Consider the following 22,617-nt stretch of genomic DNA (forward strand, 5'->3'; position numbering starts at 1 on the left):
ACTACTTCTATACACGAGCTTCTTGTCGCCGCGCACATGCATATGCGCGTACAAGCCCGACAGTGTGCAGCGCGTTCCATCAGCCGGCAGATTCGTCCCGATGATGTCGCCATCTGGCGTTTCGTCAAGACCCACAATCCCTGCAACTGCCGGATCATCGCTCACCGTGCCCCATCGCGATAAGATCATCTGCACCGCGTCGTCCGGCATCCAATCGTCGGAATCTATGCAAGTATTAAGCTCCGTTTCGATCAGGTCGTATGCAAGATTGTGGGCAGTATGCATGCCGCCATTGGCCTTGTACTCGTACTGAATTTCGATCCGCCCTTCCGCCTGCCAGCCGGCAACCAACTCGCGGGTGCCGTCGTTGGAGCCGTCATCGACCACTAGCCAGATGAAGTCCTGGCAGGTCTGGCGCAGCAAGCTTTCATACAGCCGACTGAGAAGATGGGCCCGATTGTAGGTAGGTGTGAATACAGTGATCGTTTTCATAGCTGTGAGACGTAACTGAACCCGGCCAGCGCAACCAAAAGCAGGGCAAATACTACATGCTGCTGTTTGAATACTTTCCATTTGATAAGTGGGTATGCGATTACCAGGCCCATGATGCCCCAGGACAGGTAGGCGAAACGATTGGAAAACGGCAGTTCGACCAGAAGCAACCAGACCGCATTGGTGATCACATACGTGTTGAAGAGCTTCAGGTAGAACGCATCGAATCGCCTCTTCTTGAAGATGAAGAACGCACCAACTGCTATCGGCAGCGCGCTGTAGAGCACGAAGTCCCAGCGGAATCCGGTGCTGGAGAACTGTTCGTCGTACTGGCCAGCGATCGCCGCATACTGGGCAAGGCGATCATCCACCGGGAGCACGTTGGCCAGAATCGGTGCCACGCCCGGGACCGCCAGCGAGATGAGCAAGCAGCTAATCCAGAAGGCGATGAACCACTTCGCCCTGAAGCCGAAGCTGGCCACGGCCCACGCCAGAACGGGCAGGATCAGGGAGCCGTGCAACCCGATCGCGACAGCCATCAGCAGCCAGGCCCGCCATCGGCGATAGGTGATCGCCAACGTGAACAGCGACATCGCCATGCCGTTGCGGATCCCGTTGACAGCGAATCCGTAGAACGAGATGTGGGCGATCAGAAACAGGAAGCCCAAGGGCCAGTAGTTGGCGAGCAGCCGCTGGCTGGCGATCCGCAAAGGAATCACGTACACCAGCGCGCAGAACAGGAAGAACAGCCCGGGCGCGTTGAACTGTGCGAACAGCCACATGATCCCGTCGAACAAAGGATCGCGACCGGCGGGACTCATCCCTGCGGAGTACTCTACGAAGCGGCGATAATAGTTGCCCATGTCGCCGAACACGTAACTGATCGGCCGCAACCCCACCAGCACGCACAGCACGACGACCGCGGTCTCGCCCAACGCCCGCGGTACCTTGTTCCGAATCCCCGGCTGCGCCATCACGGCATGGGGATGTCGGATCACCAGCAAGGCCAGCAGCGCCACCACCGCCATAACGATGGTGTTCACCACCAAGGCATAGCTCTGCAGCGGAATGAAATCGATCATGGCGAAGATGTGGCCCTAGTGGCAGGCGCGAGATAGGCATGCGCTGATCGCGCCAGTTCGAACTTCTGCAGCAATTTCCCCCGATTCCGCCGCACGGACTCACGATAACTGGGATTCTCCAGCACTGCCGCAATGCCATCGGCCAGCGCCAGCTCGGCGGGCATCATCGGCGTCTGGTGCGTGATCTCGTCCCGGCGTCCGGTCAAGGGCGGCGTCATGATGCCCGCCTCCAGCGCCAGCGGCGTATCGAACCCGCCTACATCGCGCGTGCTCATCAGCTCGACCACGCCGTCGGTGCAGTGGCTGCTCACTACCGGCACGCCGAGCGCAATGGCCTCGACGATGACATTGGGCGTTCCTTCGAAATGGGAACTCAAGGCCAGCACGTCGGCGTGGAAAAGATACTTGTATGGATTGGTTCGCCGCCCCAGGAAGGTCACGTGCGCCGCGATGCCGTAACCGTCCACCAGTGACTGCAGATAGCCGGTCAGGTTCGCATCGCCGTCGCCAATAAAAACCAGGCGCGCCTGCATGCCGCGCTCCAACACGGCCTGGAAGGCCCGGATCAGGTGCCAAAGCGCCTTCACGCCGGTCAACCGGCCCAGGAACACCACCGTAGGCCCCGAGAACAGCGCTGCCTCTTCTGGCGCCAGCGCCTCTGTGGCCGCCTCGGTGATGGAAGTCAGGTCATGCGGGTTGTAGACCACATCCAGATTGTGCGGGAAGCGATAACCGCAGTTTTCCAGCAGGTCGTTGCGTATCGCCCTGCTGATGCTCACCACGCGATCAAAGCGACGGTACGAGCTGCGATAGGCCAGCCCGAAGATCCGGTTGAGCACGCCGCCGCCAGCCAGCTCAGCGCTTTTGAGCGAGTGGATGCTGGCCACCCTGAACTCGCGCGACGGGCTCAACGAACTGAACAGGTTGCCCATATCGCCCATGGCGATCGAATGGCTGATGCCATGCGCGCGCACCGTCCTGGCGATGGAGAACGGAATCGACAGATAGAAGCCGGCGCGCCGCAGCGCGGACATCTCGGTCAGGTCGCGCTCGGACAGGGCGATTTCGTCCTCGCCGAAGTTGACGATGTCGTCGGGCAGCCGGACCAGCTTCATCACCTTCACCCGGTCGCCCAAGCTGCGGTAGTGGCGATACAGGTTCAGCGCCAGGCGCTCCATGCCGCCAACGCCGCCGTAGGGGATGATCAGCAGGATGTGCCGCCGTGCCGCATCGTCACTGGCGTGCAGCTCAGACATTGCGCGCCACCAGCGAGGTCAACAGTTGGTCCCAACTCGCTGCGATCTTATCGATCCGGTACGTCTGCGCCGTGATGCGGGCCTGCTGGCCGAGGGCCTCCCGCTGGGCGGGGTTGTCGATCAGTGCATCCATGGCAGCCGCCAGCGCCGCGACGTCCTCGGCCGGCACAAGTACGCCATCCTTGCCATCGGTCAGGATGTCGCCGGGGCCGCTTGGACAGTCGAAGCTGATGCACGGCATGCCGCAGGACATCGCCTCCAGCAACACCATGCCAAACCCCTCCGAACGCGATGGCAGCAAGAATAGGCTGGCCTGCTTGTACCGCGACGCGATGTCGGCCACCGGCTGGTGGAACTCGATGCGTTCCGCGACGCCACGGGCCGCCGCCAGCGCGATCAAGGGCCCCGGATCGCCCTTCCCGTACACCTGTACGCTCCAATCGGGGTGACGCGCTGCGATCCTTGCCCAGGCTTCGATCAGCAGGTCCTGGCCCTTGTTGTGGCTCAAACTGCCCACGCACAGGATCTGCGGCTTCCTCGCGGGCGACGTACCCGTTTCGAAGTCCGGCAACGGATTGGGAATGACCACAGCACCCGGAACACCCCACTCCTTCACATTGCCCTGGGTGAGCAGCACCAGCCGGTCATACAGACGCGCCAGCGGGCGCATCACTGCCTTCTGCCACGGCGAGCGCATCAACTCCAGCGAGGCATGGCGCTCATACACAAGCGCCGGGCGAGTGCGCGGCAGCAGCAGTGGCGCCAGCAGGCCTTTGAGGCCGTCGTCGCAGACGCTGACCACGTCCGGCCGGAATTGCGCCACGGCTTTCCGCAGCCCCTTCCGGTATGCCAGCAGATAAGCCACGGCCGACCCGGACGCATGGAAATGGCGGACTTCAACGGCTGGGCTGACCGGGTAGAACGGCGCTCCCGGCGGCTCGTTGAGCACCAGGATCCCGACGGCATAACCGTACGTGTCGCACAGATAGGACGCCTTGTGCAGCAGCACCCGCTCCAGGCCACCGCTGCCGCGGATGCCGTTGGCGACGTACAGGACCTTCATCGTCGCGAGACCCGAGTGGCTTCCGGTTCCGTCACGCAACGAACCCCCTGCAGGTCGTCTTCATGGCATCGGCAAGACCATGATGAAGGTCCTTGTTCACCACCATCGTGTCGGCATCGATCTTTCCACGCAGCGGGAAGTTCGCCACGAAGTCCCCGGTATTGCTGTCCACATCCACCCGATTGAACAGATCAAGGATCCCGTCGAACCGGCAGGAATCGACGAAGGTGGTGAAGCCGTTGACGAAGATCACTGGCGTACCGAGCGCAAGACAGGGTAGCGCACAATGGATCCGCGACGTGATCACGAGTCGGGCCCTGGCGTACTTGCGCAATAGGTCTTCGGCCATCGCGAACTTGTCCGCATCGCTGTACGTGTTGGCGGGCGGCTCCTGATTCACATGAACGGCGCTTGCAAGCAGCTCCTCGTCGATCAGGTTGCCAAGATGCCTGGCACGGCGCCCGATCTTGAAGATGTCCCGGTTCTGGATCGAGCGCAGGAACCTGCGATAGTTGTAGGTCACCTTCTCTCGCGTCGGATAGCCGTACAGCGGATCGACGATGTACACCGCATCGCCCCGTTCCGAATCCTCCACCCTGTAGGAATCGAGCGTCAGCGTCAGGCAACCGCTGAAGTAGGCGTCGATGCCCTTGGCACGCAGGGTCTCGACCGTGAACTGGTCGCGGCAGCCGATGGGCTCATGCGCTTTCAGGTAGGTGACCCCCTTGTCGTCCAGCATTCCCGGGGCAGCTGTGTTGTTCACATGAAACGAGACGAACAAAGGATCGATTGCCGGCGTTGGAACCCAATTGGTGACGTTGTGGGTGAACCAGCCATTCATGATCAGCTTGATCGGGCCGTCGGTGTAGTCGGCAAGGGCTTCCCGATTGAGAAACCCGTCCACCCGTGGCAGGAACTGTTTAGCCGCCATGCTCTGGATATAGTCGCCGACGTTGAAAAACTTCTGGTTCTCGGCGTAGGTCAGCAGTCCGTACTTCAAGAGAATTGCCTCCGAACTTTCAGATACATCGAGAACATCGTTGGGAATCGCTCTATCAGCGCGAGCTTCCATGGGCTTGGGCCTCGGGCCTGGACCGGCCGATCAAGTTCATCTCCCAACACTCGTCTCAAAATCAAATACTCATCCTTGATGCCCAACAGATGGACATCAGCCGGCTCAGCGACACGCATGCGTTCAGAAAGCTCCCACCAGAAATACCGGGATCCTGCCCCTTTAAACCCGTTCCTAACCATTTCGATCATGCTCTGGTAGGTACTCGGGCGGAGATGAAAGCCGTACTTCGCCGGATCGGCGCCGAACAGAGAAAGTCCAAGCATTGTCCGGAAGCACTTCTCGCAGTTCGAACAGTTGAGGCCGTCGTTGAGTTCCGAGTAGCAGACACGCAGGTTGACCTTGTCATGAGCGGCTGCCGTTGCGGAAACGATCAAGCCAATCTTTTCAACGCGTTGGAGCTCGTACCCATCATGCTCTACCGCGCACCCAGACCAACTGATAGCGTTGTCAATCTCAGGAGTCGAGCCCCATACGATCTGGATGGCTTTGGTGTATGAGGACGCGATGTACGACTTTGAGTAACCGAGGACATACGCCAACGGCGCGACCACCGCATTCAATGCAAGTCCGTGCTGCACCGTACCCCACCAGGTCTTGGTCGGAATCAGAAGGCTGACGCGATAGGAATAGAAGTCTCGAAGATTGGCCTTGACATGCAGCTTGGCGTGCTTCGACAGGAGCGGCTCTCCAGCATTGAGATCAACAAGTCTTTGCCATTGATTGACGTCACCAACAGGGATGTCCGCTCCTCGAATCGAAATCAGATCAAGCCCCTCTTCTCGATGGCGGAAGAACGTGGCGTACGCGTCTACGCCTCCGCTGAACAGCATCGCGTGCTTCGATCCGCGAGCCTCGTTCTCAACCGAAGTCTCAGCCTGAATCGGTGAGTCTTCGCCTGAAATCTCCGGATAGTCCTTCATGAAAACTGCCTTCACCTGGCCAAGCGCCGCAAGGAACCTTGCGTCCAGTGTCGGCACGTCCAGTGGCACGCCAGCAAGCCAAGCAATCGGTGCCAGATTGGCAACCAAGGGAATGAGCAGGATGCTCTCCGGGACATCACCCAGGTCAACTTCGTATTCCGCGTACAGCGACGGCCGCCCCGAGAAGAACTTCGCGGCGCGCCCGGTCCCCTTGTAGCTGTAGTTGATCCGGCGTCCATCGTGGCTCAACCATGCGCGTTCAACGACTATGCGTGCGTCCACTTGAACCTCTCGAGCATGCTCTTCACTTCATTCCGCTCCCTGTTATTCATCCCCACGAGATACATCAACGCTGCGTAGGCAGCGCCAAAGGTCGCCATCTTGGCAAAGAGCACCGACCAACCGGCTGCTGGCAACATTCGCAAGACGCCCGCAACGACCAGGCAGCCTACGAACGCCGGAGCGATGCCCTTCAATAGGACGCCAAAGAAGCCCCGAATATCCAGCCCGAGAACGCGGTGGTAGTAGACGTTCATGATCACGATCGCTGCTGCCCAGCCAGACGCGATCCCGAGCGCCATGCCCAGAACACCCAACGATTCCAGCAAGTAGTAGCCCAGGACGACGCCCAGCGGCAGCGCCACAAGGTAGACCTTGGCCTTGAAGGCAAACAGGGCGTTGGCTTCAAGCAACTGGTTCGCGAACGACTGCACCAACGGCACCGTGTAGGCGAGCATGATCACCAGCGCCACCAACCAGGCTGCGCCATAGTCAGGGCCAGCCCAAAGCTGCAGGAATTCACGCCCGAAGGCTGCGAACCCGCCAAGGATCAGCAACAGGATCAGCAGCGCCATGCGGCCGATCCGCGCCATTTCCGCACCAAGCTCCTGCGGGCTCGCGTTGGCGACGGTCATGTAGGTGGCACGGGGCAGGAACAGGCTGGTGATCGCCGCCGAGAATGCACCATAGTAGGTCCCGAACATGATCCCGATGCCGTACACGGCCACGGCCTCCATACCGATGGTCTTGCCGACGATGATCTGCCCGCTGTGCCACTGAAGTTGGCCAATGATCGCGAACAAAAATACCCAGGCGGAGAACGTCAACACACTGCGTACGAGCTGGATGTTCAAGGTTTTCAGATTGAACCGCGCACCGATGCTTCGCACCGCGTAGAACGCATTGGCCAAGAACACGAAGAACGAAAGCGTCGCATCCAGGGCAACCAGCGCAACGGCACCGCCGCCACTGCGGAGCAGCGCAAGGATTAGCCCGATTCGCAGCAGGTATCGGGCCAGATTGACCAGCTTCGGAAAGGCAAACCGCTCATGTCCCGCACAGATCGCCGTGAACATGCTCGACGAAACTGTCAGCACCACGTTCGCGATTAGCAGCAGCAACATGATCCGCGCCTGCTCCCGCTGCGCTGCGTCGAGCGTATCGCTGAACCACGCATCGATATTGGCGTAGAAGATCGCCCCCAAGCCAATGATCGTGGCTGCGGCCAGCGCGTTGACCACCAGCGCCGCACCGAGGAAGCGTGCTTCCTGCGCGCGATCCCTCTTCGCCGCGCATTGGGCAACATAGCGGGTCACGGCATTGTTCAGACCGAAATCGAGCACGCCCAGGTACGCCGCCAGCGAACCGATCAGCAGGTACAGCCCGTAATCGGCATTACCCAGCGATCGGATGATGAAAGGCGTCAGCAGCAACCCGGACAGGTTGACGACCAGAATCGTGAAGTAGGACAGCAGCGCCCCACGGCGGATTTCACTCACGCCTTGCCGCCGACGCGCCGCCATCGCCAAGCTCCTCCCGCAAATCCTCGATCTCGGCGCGCAAGCGGTCGTACTCGCCCATCTTGTGTGTCAAGAAAGCTTGCGTGAGCTTGGCCTTCGCTTCGATTCCGCTTGGGGTCAGCAGGTATGCGTAGCTGAGCTTGTTCTGGTTGCGGCCGAAGTTGCCCGCTTTCACCCAGCCCTTGTCGATCAGGGCACGTAGGGCGTAGTTGAGCTTGCCCAAGGAGACGCCGGTGTCACGTGCAAGTTCGCGCTGGCTCGCTCGCGGAGCGTGCGCAAGGCGCCGCAGCAGGGCCACGCTGAGCTCGTCGGCAGATTCGCGCATGGATATGGGCGTTCACGGCTTGAACAGTCGCTCAGGATACTACCTGTGCGGCACTGCAGCAATGCGGCTAGAGCCGCCCGTCCACGGCCTCCCGCGGCAGCACATACTTGACGTCATACAACACCGCGCCCGGCTTGCCATGCGCGCGTATCCCTGCCGCGCCCAGCTTCCGGAACTCCTCATGCCCCACCGCCACCACGATGGCGTCGTACTCACCGTCGCCCGGCTTGCACAGGCTCAGCCCGTACTCGTGCTTCGCCTCGCCCGCATCCACCCACGGGTCGCACACATCGACGCGCGCGTTATACCCCTGCAGCGCGCCAATGATGTCGACCACCCGCGTATTCCGCAGGTCCGGGCAGTTCTCCTTGAACGCCAGCCCCAGGATCAGGATCCGCGCACGCACCGGGTTGATGCCGTTGCGCACCATCAGCCGGATCACCTCACCCGCCACGTACGCGCCCATGCCGTCGTTGGTGCGGCGCCCGGCCAGGATCACGTCCGGGTGGTGCCCCACTTCCTGCGCCTTGTGCGTCAGGTAGTACGGATCCACGCTGATGCAGTGCCCGCCCACCAGGCCCGGGCGGAACGGCAGGAAGTTCCACTTGGTGCCGGCGGCTTCCAGCACTTCCAGCGTGTCGATGCCGAGCTTGTTGAACAGGATCGCGAGGTCGTTGACCAGGGCGATGTTGAGGTCGCGCTGGGTGTTTTCGATGACCTTGGCGGCCTCGGCCACCTTGATGCTGCTGGCTTTGTGGGTGCCGGCGGTGATGATGCTTGCGTACAGCGCATCCACGAAGTCCGCGGCGGCCGGCGTGGAGCCGGAGGTGACCTTCATGATGGTGGTGACGCGGTGCTGCTTGTCGCCGGGGTTGATGCGCTCCGGCGAGTAGCCGCAGAAGAAGTCGACGTTGAACGTCAGGCCGCTCACCTGCTCCAGGATCGGCACGCACACTTCCTCGGTGCAGCCGGGATACACGGTGGACTCGTACACCACGGTGTCGCCGGCCTTCAGCACCTTGCCCAGCGACTCGCTGGCCTTGCGCAGCGGGGTGAGGTCCGGGCGGCGGGCGCTGTCGATCGGCGTGGGCACGGTCACAATGTAGACGTTGCAGGCGGCGATGCCGTCGGCTTCGCTGGTGAACGTGAGGCGCGTGGCCTCGGCCAGCAACTCCGGCTCTACTTCCAGCGTCGCGTCGCGGCCGGTGCGCAGCTCTTCAACGCGCGCGGCGTTGATGTCGAAGCCCACGGTGTCGTACTGCTTGCCGAACTCCACCGCCAGCGGCAGGCCCACGTAGCCCAGGCCCACCACGGCGATGCGGGTGTCCTGCGGCGTCGGAAAATCACTCATTGAATCCTGTCCTTTGCATGATGGGCGCGTCCCGCGCTGTGCGCGGGGCCTTCGCCCTTGAACGTCCCTTGTCGCTGCCTGCGGCCTGCGCCGCGGCGATGCCCGCCAGTGCCGCGGCCACGGCCAGCATGGCCGGGGTGCGCAGCGGGTAATCCACCAGCGAGTGCGCCAGTATCGCCGCCAGCGCGACCAGCGCGGTCATACCCAGCCCGCGCATCTGCGCCGGCTGCCGCAGCAGCCCAAGCAAGGTCAGTGCCAAGGCCGCGGCGCCCAGCAGCATGGCGACCAGCGCGGGCACGCCGGCCTCGAGCCACCACTGCGCGTATTCGTTGTGCGCGTGATTGATGTATTCGCCCATCAGCAGGTCTCGCGGGGCTTCCTGCTCGAACACGGGCACGTAGCTGCCAACGCCGGCACCCAGGGGCGCGAAGCGCGCGGCGATCTCGCCGGTAAGCGCGCGCAGCGGACCGCGCAGTTCGTCGACGGCATCGACCTGCATCCAGCGCAGGGCCAGGAACAGGGCCAGCGCGGCCACGGCCAGGCTTGCGGCCAGGGCAATCCGGCTGCGGGTGCCGCCGCGCCAGGCGGGCCAGTGCGCGGCCACCACCAGGGCGCAGGCCAGGATGATCAGCACCACGCCGGCGCGCGAGCCGGTGAGCGGCAGGGCCACGGCGGCCAGCAGCATCACCAGCGCGGCGACGGTGCCGTGCATCAGGCGATGCGGGCGGCCGGGCGGCCAGGCGCCGGCCACCATCGCCAGGCGCGCGCACGCAAGGGTGGCTGCGACCACCAGCAGGGTGGCCTGGTGGTTGGGGTTGGCGAAGAAGCCGTTCATCGCCGGCTTCCACTGCGGGTAGGGGTTGAGCGGGCTTTCCTGCGTGGCGCCGATCTGCGCCACGCCCAGCAGCAGGCTGGCCACGGCCAGCACCACGATCAGCTGGGCGAGGCGCCGGTGCGCGGCGCGCGGCAGGCTCAGGACCATGGCGAAGATGGCGAGTGCCGGCAGCAAGTAGAAAGCGGCGGAGCGGGTGGCGGCAGGCGCCAGCGACCAGCGCTTGGGGCCGTCGACGCCGAACTGCGCCAGGTCGCCGACCAGGGCCGCCCTGCCCGTGCCGGTACCCATGCCGCCGGGCAGCAGCGACTGCAGCAGCGGGATCGCGACCAGCACTGCGGCCAACGCCAGCCAGATGGCGTGGATGGCGCCGCCCGGCTGCCGCAGCAGGCGCCAGCCGGCCCAGGCCAGCAGCGGCAGCGCCAGCAGCTGGGCGGCGAACTCGCCACCGCCGGATTCCTGGGAACTGCCGCCGGTCATCACGCACAGCGCGAGCAGCACGCAGACCGACGCCAGGCCCATGCGGCCCTGGAGGTCGAGCGTGCCGTCGTGCGTGTGTGGTCGGGCGTTCGCGCCGCGCATGCTGTGTTTGCCCAGACAAAACGAAAGCGGGACGGGGCCAGCCCCGTCCCGCCAGTATTACCGGTTTACGCGAGCTGCGGTCAGCGGCTGACCGGCGGCGGCGGAACGTAGTCTTCGTCGTCCATGGCGTGGAGAACGGCGGCACCGGCAACGGCAATGCCGCTGATGATGGCCGCGCCGCCCATATCGACGCCGGTGGCCCCGGCCTGGGCCGGAACGACCGCGGCGGACCTGGAGGACACGCACGTGGCGGGCACGCCGTGCACGCCGGCGGCGCCGAGCGCCTGGGTGCAGCCGTTGGGATAGACCAGGGTGGCGCGGCTGCCTTCGGTCAGCATGACGCGGCTGCCGGGGGCGAGCTGGGTGCCGGATGCGGCGCTGGTGAACTCGCCACCGCTGCTGACCATGGCGCTGCCGCTGTCGATGCGGAGCGTTGCGGACTCACTCTGCGCCAGGGCGGGCGCGGCAAACAGCGTGGCCAGTGCGGCGGCAATGAGGAGGCGATGGGTTTTCATGGAGTCCTTCCGGTGGTGCGTATGGGGGTGACGCATGCTGCGTCGCAATAGAGAATACGGACAAGGCGCCGTCGATGCAAGGGTTTTGAGGTGACGGTTGCGTGAATTTTGTGTGCAATATCAGCAAGATGCGACAGTGATATGAATGCGGCGCGCTGTCTGGCGATTGTCCGCTGCAGCGGATCCCGGGCGGCGGAACCGTGAAGCATGTCGCAATTACCGTGCCAGTGCGGCGGGCGTCGTGACCGGATCCGGGATCGGTGCTGCCGACGGCGCTTGGATGATGGTCACGGCGGTGATATCCAGCTCGCCGCGCAGGATCTGGGCGACGCCGCGCGGGGCCGGGTTCACCAGCCGCAGCCACTGGCCCTCGCAGCCCTCGCCTTCGGGCACGGTGAAGGGCAGCTCCAGCGCGGCCCAGTCGCGGGATTCGCGGATGCGGGCGCCGCTGGCGATGCGGGTGCGGCCATCGCTGCAGGTCAGGGTCCATTCCAGGCCCTGGTCGGAGCGCAGGTCGCGGGTGCGGGCGCGGAGCTGCAGCAGGTGCTCGCCGGGTGCGAGCAGCAGCGGCACTTCAAGGCCGGTGTTGGCCACCGGGCGGCCGAGAAAGCGCAGGCGCGCGGCGTGACGGGCGGGATCGGCGGGCTCGGCGGGACCGGTGGCGGTGGCGGGCACGGGCCGGTCGAGTTCGATGCGCTGGACCAGCACGCCCGGCGTGCGGCGCACGCGCCAGTCGAAGCCGGCCGATGACGGCGCGCGTCCGAAGCTGCCGTTCCAGGGCACGGGCAGGCGCGCGGGGGGGTCGGCAAGGCCGCTGACCCAGCGTGCGTAGGCGCTGCCCCAGCGGCCGTCGCGCAGCATGCCGTCGATCCAGCGCGCGGCTTCATCGCCGGCCAGGCCGCCCTCGGCACGCAGGGCGCCGTGCAGATTGTCGGCGGCGGTGGGCAGGCGGCTGGCGGTGGCTGCGCGCAGGATCGCCTGGCGCCACTGCGGCCGCTGCAGCAGGTGGCTGGCCAAGGCATCGGCGAAGTCCTGGTCCTGGGCGAGCTCGGCGATGAGCTTGAGCAGGTCGCGGCGCTGCGCCGGGGCAACGGTGAGCAGCGCGTCCAGGTGGTCCGCGGCGGCGGCGAAATCGCCGGACTGCAGGGCCTGGGTGGCGAGCCAGCCGCGGACCTGGGGGTCGCGCGGGGCGCGGCGGGCGGCGGCCTGGTAGCGGGCGCGGTCGGCGGCGGCATCGCCCTGCCCGTCCTCGGCGCGGGCAAGGATGCCGAAGGCGCGGCCAAGCGCGGGTTCGCGCGCAAGCACGCTGCGGGCGATGGCTGCCGCGCGCGGGGCGTCGTCTTCGCGAAGGGCGGCTTCGGCGGCGGCGAGGTCGGCTTCGAGCGCGGCCTGATCGCCGTGGGTGTTGACCAGGGCCACGCCGGCGGCGAGCAGTGCGGCCAGAAGCGCGGCAAAGGCGATCCAGCGTGCGGTGCTCATCGGGCAGGCTCCAGCTGCAGGCCGACCACGCGCCAGGCCTGGTCCATGCGGATCAGCTCGACGCGCAGCACGCCGGTTTCCACCGTGCCGCGGCGGTCGTCCAGGCGGTAGGCGCCGAGCATGGACGCGGCCATGGCATCCAGGGTCCAGTTGGGCGAATCGACCAGCATCCGCGGCTGCGCGGTGCGCGCATGGCGCGCCTGCAGCTGCGTGCGGATGCCCGCAGCCTCAAGGCCGGTGGGCAGGTCGAGCCAGGCAGGCTCCGCGCCGTCGGCAGCAAGGTAGTCGGTGACGCTGCGCACGATGTCTTCCGCCTCCATGAAGAGCCCCAGCGGATCCCCCGCCCCCGCAGGAGCAGCCTTTGTGGGAGCAGCTATAGCTGCGATTCCCGCAGCCTCCGAAAATACGATCGACCCGGCCTCTTTGGCAGCAGCCTTTGTGGGAGCAGCTCTAGCTGCGATTGGTATGGGTGTGATCGCGGCAGTGACCGGTGTGATGGTTGAGGGTGTGGCTAGCGGGGCGGTAGCTGGTGGGGCTGGGGCGGGAGGTGGGATCGCAGCTACAGCTGCTCCCACAAAGGCCGGGGGTGCCGGGGGCGCGGGGGGTGCAGGAATCGCCGCATTTGCCGGGTCATTTGCCGGTTTGTTGGCTGTGTCATTTGCCGAGTCATTTGCCAGTTCATTCGCCAGGTCATTTGCCGCGGTGTCGGCCGGGTCCTTTACCGCGGTGGCGGCGAGATCGTTCACCGGACCGTTGGCCGCCGGGCTCGCGGCGGCGATGCGGTTCGGCGCGATAGCACCGCTGCGCACGTCCTCGAAGTTGTCTTCGCGGGTGAAGGCGAGCCAGGCGAGGACGATGCAGGCGAGGCCGAGCAGGCCGACCAGGATGGGCGCGGGGGAAAGGCGCTGGCCGTCGGCGGCTGCGCCTGCCGGGGAAAGGGGCGCGGCGTTGGGGTGCAGGTAGCGCGGCGTGGCAGAGATCGCGGCTGTCGCCGCTGCCATGGGCGCGCGGGTCGCAGCTGTAGCTGCTCCTGCAGGGGAGGCTTCGGGGGAGGAGACGGGGTTGGCGGCGTCGTACTGGATGCGGGCGGCCGGGGTGCGGAGGAGGTTCCAGGCCTGGTTGACGCGGCTCGAGAGGGCGGAGTCCCACTGGGTGCCGGGGCCGGTGCGGTCCGGGTGCAGCCAGCGCAGCAGGTGGCGGTGGTGGTCGCGCAGGGTGGCGTGGTCGGCGCTGCGGTCTGCACCGAGGACGCGGTAGGCGTCGGCGTCTTCGGCCAGCAGCACTTGCTGGACGTAGAAGCGGCTGGCCTCGAGCAGTTCGGCTTCGTCGTAGCCTGTGTGCTGCGCGGCGCGGCGGCACGCCTCGGCCGAACCGGAGGCGATCGCCAGCAGCGTGTCCATGCCCTGCGGCAGCGGCCGGGCGCGGAGAGCGCTGCGATGCGCCGGCGCGCGCAGCAGGCCCATGGCCAGTTCAAGTGCCTCGCCCGCGTTCGCCATCATCCCCTTGCGGGCCCCCGCCCCACCGCTACTTCCCGGCCAGTTTCGGCTGGGTACCGTAGGAATAGTACGAGGCGTAATCGTAGCCGTAGCCGGCAACCTTGGCGTCGTAGTGGGTCATGAGCCCGCCGATCACGCGTGCGCGCGCGGCGGCCAGGCGCTTGAGCGCGGCCTGCGCGGTCTTGATGCGCGTCTCGCCCGCCTGCACCACCAGCAGCGTTCCGCCGGCAACGTTGGACAGGATGGGCGCATCGGCAATGCCCAGCACCGGCGGGCCGTCGATGATCACCTGGTCGTACTTTTCCGCGGCCACGGTCAGCATCGAGAGCAGGCGGCTGCCCGACAGCAGCTCGGCGGGATTGGGCGGCAGCGGGCCGGCCAGGATCACCTTCAGGCGCTCGTCGTCGGTGTCCATGATCACCTGGTTGGCACTGGCGGCGCCGGCCAGCAGGCTGGACAGGCCGGTGTCGGAGCGCAGGCCGAACGAGCGGTGCAGCGAAGGATTGCGCAGGTCGGCCTCGATCAGCAGCACGCGCTTGCCGAGCTGGGCGAAGTTGCGCGCAAGCGTCTTGGCGGTGGTCGACTTGCCTTCGGACGCGCTGGGGCTGGTGACCAGCAGCACTTTGGGCACGCCCTGGTCGGTGGAGAACTGCAGCGCGGTGCGCACCGAGCGATAGGCCTCGGCAAAGGCCGAGCGCGGATCGGCCATGGCATCGGCCACGCTCTGCTTCTTCAGGTGCGGGATGATGCCGAGCACGGCCAGGCGCAGGTGCTGCTCGATGTCTTCGGGCGCCTTGAGGGTGTCGTCCAGGAACTCGAGCACGAAGGCGACCAGCACGCCCAGCATCAGGCCCAGCATCAGGCCGATGGCGAGGTTCAGCGGCAGGTTGGGCTTGAAGCGGCCGGTGGGCGCGATGGCGCGGTCGACGATGGAGATGTTGTTGGTGCCAACGCCGGCGCCGGCGGCCACGCCGACTTCCTTGTAGCGCTGCAGCAGGCTGTCGTAGAGCTGGCGGTTGGTGTCGGCCTCGCGGCGCAGGATGTTGTAGTCGATCGAGCGGTTGTCGACGTCCAGCGTGCGGTCGCGCAGGGTGTCGAGCTGGGCCACGAGCATGTTCTCGCGCGTCTGCGCGGCGTCGTACTCGGCCTTGATGCTGGCGCGTACCGACGCGCGCTCCTGCGCGATCTGGCGGTCGACTTCATCGACCTGGCCCTTCAGCGCCTGCATGGTCGGGTATTCGGGCTTGAAGGTCTTGAGCTGCTGCTGGTACTGCGCGTTCAGCGTGGCGCGCTGCTGCTGCAGGGTGTTGAGTATGGAGTTGCCGATGGCGCCGGCCGGCAGCTGGCCGCCGCCGGAAACCTGGCTCCACGCGGCCTGCGCGCGGATGCGGTCGTCCTGCGCCGCGGCCAGCGCGGTGTTGAGCGCGCCGAGGTTCTGGCTTTCCAGGCTCTGGCTGCCCTCGCCGCTGGTGACGATGTTTTCCTTGGTGGCAAAGGCCACCAGCGCGCGCTCGGACTGCTCCAGGCGCCCTTTGGCCAGGGCCAGCTGTTCTTCGATGTACTTGCTGGCGTAGGACGAGGCGTCGAACTTGCGCTCGATGGCGTGGGCGATGAAGCCGTCGGCCACGGCGTTGACCACGCGCGCCGAGAACGCCGGCAGCGTGGAATCGAAATGCACGCGCACCAGGCGCGAGTTGCGGATCGGCTCGATGGTCAGGCCACCGCGGACGATGCCGACGGCCTGGCGCAGGTCCACCAGCTGGTCGGCGGTGTCGCCCTCGCCTTCGGCCGCGGCATCGGCGCCGGCGTCATCGGCCTGGGCCTGCTGCTCGGGACGCAGCGCACCGGTGGCGCGCTGCCACCAGCCGGTGGAGTCCAGACGCTCGAGGGTGTTGCCGTCGATGTTGAGCTCGTTGGCGACGCGCTCGGCCAGGGCGCGGCTCTTCAGCAGCTCGTACTGGGTGGTGAGGAAGTCGGGGGCCGCGGCCTCGGCGTTGCCCATGCCTTCGGCCTGCAGGATCTGCACCGACTCGCGGTCGATCTGCAGCACCGCGGTGGCGCGGTACACCGGCGGCATCATCAGCGTGGCGATCAGTGCCAGCGCCACCACCGTGCCCAGCACGCCCAGCACCAGCCATTTGCGTTTGACCAGGATGCGCCAGTAGGCAAGCAGGTCGATCTCGTCTTCGTCGCCGCCGCGCCTGTCGTCGAACATCTCGATGGAAAGCGCGCGTGAACCGGCCGTGGCGGGCAGGTTCGCATCGGCGCGATGCGCCGGAAGCTGGTCCCTGTCGCCGTCCGGGCGGATCGGAAGATTGTCGTCTGGCATGTCTGTCTGTTGTCCGTAACCTGGGGGCTTGGAGCGTGGTGGCTTACAGGGCGAGGAACAGGCCGAGTGCGGGCACCGAGCGGATGAACTCGCGGAACGCCGACTTGCTGCCGGAACGCTCGATCACGATCACGTCGTCGCCGAAGACCTGCGGATCGTCGAGCTCGCCGCGGCGCACCAGGGTGAGGTCATAGGCCGCGGCCATGCGCTCGCCGTTGACGTGGCGGAACAGCACCACGCCCTCGAGATCGGCGAATTCGTCGGTGCCGCCGGCCATGGCCACCGCCTGCAGCAGCGAGGTCTTGCCGGTCAGCGGATAGATGCCGGGCTTCTTCAGCGCGCCTTCCAGGGTGACCCGCTGGCTGGTGTATTCCTTGATGAAGATGGTGACCTGCGGGTTCTGCAGGTAGCCATCTGCGTACTTGGCGGCGAGCTCCTTCTCGAGCTCGGGCACCGTCTTGCCGCCGGCCATGACGCCGCCGATCAGCGGCACGTTGATCATGCCGTTGGAGTTCACGCGTGCCTGGTGCGCGAGTTCGGACACGCCGAACACGCTGATTTCAAGCAGGTCCTGCGAACCCACGCGGTAATCGGTCGCGCCTTCGTATGCGCCCGATGCGGAGGTGGTGTCCGGCGGCGGCAGGTCAATGCCGTGGGCGACGTTGCTCCGCCCGCCCGAGGCGCAGGCGCCCAGCAGCAAAGCGAACACGGCCGCGATCAGGAATCGGCTGGCTTGTTTCATGGGGGGGACCTCGGAAAGCGGGCGGATCGGGGCGAGTCGGCGGATCGGGGCAAATCAGGCTTGACGCAAGAACCGGGCCAGCAGGCCGCGGCGCGGTGCGACGGGCGCTGGCGCCTTCAACGGGGGCAGTGTATCCGGTGCAGCATTGGCCACGATGCCCGCGGGCCGCGTATTCACCATGTGATCAGCCTCTTCAGCGCCCACCAGGACGGCCGCGGCTTCGCGTGCTTCGGCCAGCAACGGCGGCCTGCGCGTGGGGTGATGGGCGTCGGTGGCGAGGATGTGGCAGTGGCCTTCGCCGACGAACTTCTCGCCCCAGTGCTTCGCGCGGCGGCCGTAGCGGCCGGTCAGGGCGCCCGCGGTGACCTGGATCCAGCTGCCGCGGTGGGCCAGGCGGACGAAGGTCTCGTAGTGCTGTTCGACCCAGGTCAGGCGCTCGGGATGGGTGATCACGGGCACATAGCCGGCGGCCATGAGTTCGAACAGCGTCTCTTCCAGCCGCGGCGGGGCGACGTGGTGCGGCGGTTCGAACAGCAGGTAGCGCGAGCCGGCGATGGTCGGGATGTGCCCGCTGCGGATGCCGGCGACCAGGTTGTGGTCGAGGTGCACGTCGGCGCCTTCCACAAGCTTGAGCGCGATGCCTTCGCGGTCGAGCTCGGCCTGCAGCGCGCTGATCGCGGCGCGGATGCCGGGGCCGGTGTTTTCGTACAGGCCGGGATAGATGTGCGGGGTGCAGGCGGTCAGCGTGATGCCGTCGGCCACGGCCATGCGCGCCATTGCAAGCGACATGGCGAGATCGGTGGCGCCGTCGTCGATGGCCGGCAGCAGGTGGCAGTGAAGGTCATACACGCGTGCACAATCCGTTGGCGGCGCGGTGGGGGCGGCACTTTACCACCGCCCCGTGACGCCGCCGCGACAGGGCATTTGTGGGAGCAGCTATAGCTGCTCCCACAAAGAGCTGCTGCTACATAGGCGATCTGCAAACAAAAAAACCGCCTCGGGGGCGGCTTTTTGTATGGAGGCCTCAGTCGGAATCGAACCGGCGTACGCGGATTTGCAGTCCGCTGCATGACCACTCTGCCATGAGGCCCACGTAAAACTGGCGCCAAGCGAATTGCCGGCCCTGACACAACAAGACCCCGTTTCCGGGGCCTTGTCAAAAACTGGAGCGGGAAACGAGACTCGAACTCGCGACCCCGACCTTGGCAAGGTCGTGCTCTACCAACTGAGCTATTCCCGCGTTGAGCCGGCTATTTTAGGCAGAAGAAAAAGTCTGTCAATACCCAACCGGTGGGAGCCGCCACAAAAACACTTCAGCTGTGTTCGCCTTCTTTGAGGGCGGGCCAGGCGGCGCGGAGATAGAGGACGGCCGACCAGAGGGTCAGCAGCGCGGCCACGGCCAGCATCCAGTCGCCGATGTGGAAGATGGGGTTGCCCAGCCAGGGCTCGGGCCGCGGCGGGCTCTTGTCGGGGGTGACGGCGTACAGCAGCGCCAGCAGCGCGACCATCTGCGCGACCGTCTTGACCTTGCCGATGGCGGCGACCTTCACGGTGGCGCGCTGGCCGAGTTCGGCCATCCATTCGCGCAGGGCGGAGACGGCGATCTCGCGGCCCACGATCACCGCCGCCCAGAACGCCATCCACGGCGTGGGATGGCCCTGCACGATCAGGAACAGCGCGGTGGCGACCATCAGCTTGTCGGCCACGGGATCGAGGAAGGCGCCGAAGGCCGACGACATCCGGTAGCGACGCGCGATCCAGCCGTCCAGCCAGTCGGTGATGGCGGCCAGGCCGAACACGCCGGCGGTGGCGAAGTTGCTCCACTGCCAGGGCATGTAGAACGTCGCCACCATCACCGGGATCAGCAGGATGCGGAGCAGGGTCAGCCAGGTGGGAAGGGTGAGCTTCATGGGTCCTTCTGGGGTCGCGTTGCAGCTGGCGCGGGGGCGTCCAGGCCGTGCAGTGTGGCGTAAATCCGTTCGGCGAGCGCGAGATTGACGCCTTCCACGCGCGCGATTTCAGCCACGCCCGCGGCGCGCAGGCCACCCAGGCCGCCGAAATGCTTGAGCAGCGACGCACGCCGGCGCGGGCCGATGCCGGGGATGTCTTCCAGCCGGCTGGTGCTGCGCGCCTTCTGCCGGCGCCCGCGATGGCCGGTGATGGCGAAGCGGTGGGCTTCGTCGCGCACCTGCTGCACCAGCTGCAGACCGGGCGACGCGGCGCCGGGCTTCACCTCGCGGCCGTCAGGCAGCAGCAGCGTCTCGTCGCCGGCCTTGCGCGCTTCGCCCTTGGCCACGCCCACGATCGTGATGCCGGGAATGCCGAGTTCGGCCAGCACCGCCCTGGCCTGGGACACCTGCCCTGCCCCGCCATCGATCAGCAGCAGCTCGGGCAGCACGGCGTCGTCGTTGCCGGCGGCGCGCTTGAAGCGGCGGGTCAGGGCCTGGTGCATGGCGGCGTAGTCGTCGCCGGGCTCGATGCCGCTGATGTTGTAGCGGCGGTACTGGCCGCGCACCGGGCCTTCGGCATCGAACACCACCTGGGAGGCAACGGTGGCCTCGCCCATGGTGTGGCTGATGTCGAAGCACTCGATGCGCTTTGCCGGCTCGGCCAGGCCCAGCAGTTCGCGCAGCGATTCGGCGCGCGCGGCCTGCGCGGCCTGGCTGCCGAGCTGGGTGGCCAGCGAGTTCTCGGCGTTGCGGCGGGCCAGGTCGAGATAGCCGGCGCGCTCACCGCGGACGCTGGTCTTGAGCGTGACCTTGTGGCCGGCCTGCAGGGCGAAGGCTTCTTCAAGCAGGGCCACATCGTCGATCACCCGGTCGAGCACGATCTCGCGCGGCGGCTGGTGCGCGATGTAGTACTGGGCGACGAAGGCGGCCAGCACTTCGGCCGGCTCGTCGACGCCGTTGGTCTTCGGGAAAAAGGCGCGGGTGCCGAAGTTGCGGCCGTCGCGGAAGGCGAGCAGCAGCACGCAGGCATTGGCGCCCTGCATGGCGATGGCGAGCACGTCGAGATCCGCGGCGTGGCCGTCGACGTACTGGCGGGCCTGCATGCTGCGCAGGCTGGCGAGGGTGTCGCGCAGGCGGGCGGCGTTTTCGAAGTCCAGGCGAACGCTTGCGGCCTCCATCGAGGCGCCGAGTTCGTCCAGCAGCTCGTCGCTGTGGCCTTCAAGGAACATGCGCACGCGGCGCACGGCGGCTTCGTATTCGGCGGCCTCCACCAGGCCCACGCAGGGCGCGCTGCAGCGGCCGATCTGGTACTGCAGGCAGGGCCGCGTGCGGTTCTTGAAGACGCTGTCCTCGCAGCTGCGCAGCTTGAACAGCTTGTGCAGCAGGTTCAGCGTTTCGCGCACGGCGACCACGCTGGAGTACGGGCCGTAGTAGCGGCCGGGCACCGATTGCGGGCCGCGGTGGAGTGCGATGCGCGGCCAGTCCTCGCGCGTCAGCAGCAGGTAGGGGTAGCTCTTGTCGTCGCGCAGCAGCACGTTGTAGCGCGGCTTGAGCGACTTGATGAGCTGGTTTTCCAGCAGCAGCGCTTCGGCCTCGGTGCGGGTGACCGTGACCTCCATGCGCGCGACCTGGGACAGCATCGCGGCGGTGCGCGCGTTCTTGGGGCTGGCGCTGAAATAGCTGGCCACGCGCTTCTTCAGCGCGCCGGCCTTGCCGACGTAGAGCACGCTGTCGTCGGCGGCGTACATGCGGTACACGCCGGGTGCCGTGCTGAGGCCGCGGACGAAGTCCTTGCCGTCGAAGGCGGGCGCGGCGTCCGGGGCGGCGTGGGGGTCGCCGGCCGCGGTCATTCGCCGATGGGAACGTGCTTCAGGCTTCCGTCCCGGGTGTCATAGCGAAGCACGGCGTGCGCATCGGTGTCGGCGATCCAGACCACCCCGTCGGCCACGGCCATGCCGCAGGGTGCGTGCAGGCGCTGCGGCAGGATGACGGTGGTGAGTTCGCCGCCGCCCAGGCGCAGCGAGCGCAGGCTGTCGTTGCCGCTGTCGGCGATCCACAGCACCGGCGCGTCGGGGTCAAGCGCGATGGCCTGCGGCTGCTGCAGCCGCGCGCTGGCGCGGGCGCCGTCGTCGCTGCCGTGGGTCCAAGGGCCCTGGCCCACCAGCGTGCTCACCTGGCCGCTGCGGACGTTGGCCGAGCGGATCGCGGAGCCTGCGGCATCGCAGACATAGACCAGCTGCTGCACGGCGGCGAGCGAGGCGGGTTCGGCGAACGAGGCCTGTTCGCGCGCGCCGTCGTACACGGCCAGCGCGCCGGAGCCGGCCAGGAGCGCCATCGCCGGGGCACCGAGGTCGAAGGACCAGACGCGGTTGTCGCCGGCGGTCGCGATGTGCAGCTTGCCGGCGGCCAGCGACACCGCGCGCGGCTGGTCCAGCGCGACCATCCGCGGATCGGTCACCGGGCCTTCGTCCGGCACCCCGGGGCGGCCGGCGCCGACCACGGTGTCGATGTCACCGCTGCGCAGCTGGATGCGGCGCACGGCGTGGTTGCCGGTATCGGCGATGTAGAGCGTGTCGCGCTCGATGCACAGTCCCTGCGGCCGGCTGAAGGCGGCAAGCTCCATGGGGCCGTCGATGAAGCCGGCGCCGCCGCTGCCGAACTGGCGCAGCACGCGGCCGCTGAGGTCGCATTCGAGCACGCGGTGGTGGCCGCTGTCGGCGACGTACAGATAGTTGCCCGACAACGCCAGACCCACCGGGAAGCGCAGCGGCAGGAGCGGTTCGCCGCCGCGGCGCATCTCGATGCGTTCGGCGTTGAGCGAGCGCGGGGTGGCTTCGGCCTGCAGGCGGCTGATGGCGGAGTCGATCTCGCGCAGCTGGCCGTCGCCGACGAAGCGCTCGCGCACCTGGCCTTCGGCATCGATCAGCACCACCGTGGGCCAGGCCTGGATGCCGTAGTGCTGCCACAGCGTCCAGTCGGCATCGTGGCCGACCGGGAATTCGAAACTGTTGCGCGCCAGGCGCTTGCCCACGCGCCGCGGCTCGCGCTCGTGGTCGAAGCGCGGCACGTGCACCGCGACCACGTTGAGGCGGTCGGGATGGCGGTTGCGCAGGTGGTTGAGGTCGACCAGGGTCTGGCTGGACCAGGCCGAGCCGGCATTGACGAATGCAAGCGCGGTCACCCGGCCGCGCAGATGGGACATGCGCAGCGGTTCGGTGGTGTTGAGCCAGTCGATGCCTGGCGGGAATTCGGGTGCGGCCTGCATGTCTGGATCTTACTTGAAGCCTTCGGGGAATTGAGGCGTGGCGGGCGGTGGGCAGCGGTGAGCGT

19 protein-coding genes and 2 tRNA genes are annotated in these 22,617 nt (G+C 66.6%); all 21 read right to left on the reverse strand.

Going from position 1 to position 22,617, the window contains the following annotated elements:
- Nucleotides 1-492 (reverse strand): glycosyltransferase family 2 protein (locus WCD84_RS10020; RefSeq protein WP_343281277.1); only part of this gene is annotated, 492 nt, incomplete at its 3' end.
- Entirely contained in the window at nucleotides 489-1,574 is a 1,086-nt protein-coding gene (locus WCD84_RS10025; protein WP_343281278.1) for an EpsG family protein, read from the reverse strand. The genes WCD84_RS10025 and WCD84_RS10020, both read right to left, overlap by 4 nt.
- Nucleotides 1,571-2,830, reverse strand: a complete 1,260-nt coding sequence (locus WCD84_RS10030; protein WP_343281279.1) for a glycosyltransferase — start codon at nucleotides 2,828-2,830, stop codon at nucleotides 1,571-1,573. Before WCD84_RS10030 ends, WCD84_RS10025 begins: the two co-directional genes overlap by 4 nt.
- Nucleotides 2,823-3,893 carry a glycosyltransferase family 4 protein gene (locus WCD84_RS10035; RefSeq protein ID WP_343281280.1) on the reverse strand — a complete coding sequence of 357 codons (1,071 nt, stop codon included), beginning with the start codon at nucleotides 3,891-3,893 and terminating at the stop codon, nucleotides 2,823-2,825. Before WCD84_RS10035 ends, WCD84_RS10030 begins: the two co-directional genes overlap by 8 nt.
- Before the next feature lie 31 nt (nucleotides 3,894-3,924).
- On the reverse strand, nucleotides 3,925-4,893 hold the full coding sequence (locus WCD84_RS10040; RefSeq protein WP_343281281.1) for a polysaccharide pyruvyl transferase family protein: 969 nt from the start codon (nucleotides 4,891-4,893) through the stop codon (nucleotides 3,925-3,927).
- Nucleotides 4,890-6,170 (reverse strand): hypothetical protein, encoded by a 1,281-nt coding sequence (locus WCD84_RS10045; RefSeq protein WP_343281282.1) that lies wholly within the window; start codon nucleotides 6,168-6,170, stop codon nucleotides 4,890-4,892. The genes WCD84_RS10040 and WCD84_RS10045 overlap by 4 nt, the downstream gene beginning before the upstream one ends.
- A complete protein-coding gene (locus WCD84_RS10050) occupies nucleotides 6,155-7,690 on the reverse strand; it encodes a lipopolysaccharide biosynthesis protein (protein ID WP_343281283.1) in 1,536 nt (511 codons plus the stop codon). The genes WCD84_RS10045 and WCD84_RS10050 overlap by 16 nt, the downstream gene beginning before the upstream one ends.
- Complete coding sequence (locus WCD84_RS10055; protein WP_343281284.1) at nucleotides 7,659-8,012, reverse strand: MarR family EPS-associated transcriptional regulator; 354 nt, start codon at nucleotides 8,010-8,012, stop codon at nucleotides 7,659-7,661. Before WCD84_RS10055 ends, WCD84_RS10050 begins: the two co-directional genes overlap by 32 nt.
- 67 nt (nucleotides 8,013-8,079) lie before the next feature.
- Complete coding sequence (gene tviB, locus WCD84_RS10060; RefSeq protein ID WP_343281285.1) at nucleotides 8,080-9,363, reverse strand: Vi polysaccharide biosynthesis UDP-N-acetylglucosamine C-6 dehydrogenase TviB; 1,284 nt, start codon at nucleotides 9,361-9,363, stop codon at nucleotides 8,080-8,082.
- Entirely contained in the window at nucleotides 9,356-10,777 is a 1,422-nt protein-coding gene (locus tag WCD84_RS10065; protein ID WP_343281286.1) for an O-antigen ligase family protein, read from the reverse strand. Before WCD84_RS10065 ends, tviB begins: the two co-directional genes overlap by 8 nt.
- A gap of 80 nt (nucleotides 10,778-10,857) precedes the next feature.
- Nucleotides 10,858-11,292: a hypothetical protein gene (locus tag WCD84_RS10070; protein WP_343281287.1), complete on the reverse strand. Its 435-nt coding sequence runs from the start codon at nucleotides 11,290-11,292 to the stop codon at nucleotides 10,858-10,860.
- 216 nt (nucleotides 11,293-11,508) lie between these two features.
- Nucleotides 11,509-12,771, reverse strand: coding sequence for a hypothetical protein (locus tag WCD84_RS10075; protein WP_343281288.1), 1,263 nt, complete (start codon nucleotides 12,769-12,771; stop codon nucleotides 11,509-11,511).
- Complete coding sequence (locus tag WCD84_RS10080) at nucleotides 12,768-14,267, reverse strand: J domain-containing protein (RefSeq protein WP_343281289.1); 1,500 nt, start codon at nucleotides 14,265-14,267, stop codon at nucleotides 12,768-12,770. The genes WCD84_RS10075 and WCD84_RS10080 overlap by 4 nt, the downstream gene beginning before the upstream one ends.
- Before the next feature lie 28 nt (nucleotides 14,268-14,295).
- Entirely contained in the window at nucleotides 14,296-16,596 is a 2,301-nt protein-coding gene (locus WCD84_RS10085; RefSeq protein WP_343281290.1) for a GumC family protein, read from the reverse strand.
- 43 nt (nucleotides 16,597-16,639) lie between these two features.
- Complete coding sequence (locus WCD84_RS10090) at nucleotides 16,640-17,338, reverse strand: polysaccharide biosynthesis/export family protein (RefSeq protein ID WP_343255420.1); 699 nt, start codon at nucleotides 17,336-17,338, stop codon at nucleotides 16,640-16,642.
- A gap of 54 nt (nucleotides 17,339-17,392) precedes the next feature.
- Entirely contained in the window at nucleotides 17,393-18,187 is a 795-nt protein-coding gene (locus WCD84_RS10095; RefSeq protein ID WP_343281291.1) for a tyrosine-protein phosphatase, read from the reverse strand.
- Between the two features lie 167 nt (nucleotides 18,188-18,354).
- Nucleotides 18,355-18,428 (reverse strand) — tRNA-Cys (locus tag WCD84_RS10100).
- Nucleotides 18,429-18,502: 74 nt separating this feature from the next.
- Nucleotides 18,503-18,578, reverse strand: a tRNA-Gly gene (locus tag WCD84_RS10105).
- Nucleotides 18,579-18,651: 73 nt separating this feature from the next.
- Nucleotides 18,652-19,248 (reverse strand): CDP-diacylglycerol--glycerol-3-phosphate 3-phosphatidyltransferase, encoded by a 597-nt coding sequence (gene pgsA, locus WCD84_RS10110; protein ID WP_343281292.1) that lies wholly within the window; start codon nucleotides 19,246-19,248, stop codon nucleotides 18,652-18,654.
- On the reverse strand, nucleotides 19,245-21,137 hold the full coding sequence (gene uvrC / locus WCD84_RS10115) for an excinuclease ABC subunit UvrC (RefSeq protein ID WP_343281293.1): 1,893 nt from the start codon (nucleotides 21,135-21,137) through the stop codon (nucleotides 19,245-19,247). The genes pgsA and uvrC overlap by 4 nt, the downstream gene beginning before the upstream one ends.
- A complete protein-coding gene (locus WCD84_RS10120; RefSeq protein WP_343281294.1) occupies nucleotides 21,134-22,552 on the reverse strand; it encodes a thioredoxin-like domain-containing protein in 1,419 nt (472 codons plus the stop codon). Before WCD84_RS10120 ends, uvrC begins: the two co-directional genes overlap by 4 nt.
- Between the last annotated feature and the right edge of the window lie 65 nt (nucleotides 22,553-22,617).

This window comes from Luteimonas changyuni (genome assembly GCF_039548395.1).
Lineage (GTDB): Bacteria > Pseudomonadota > Gammaproteobacteria > Xanthomonadales > Xanthomonadaceae > Luteimonas.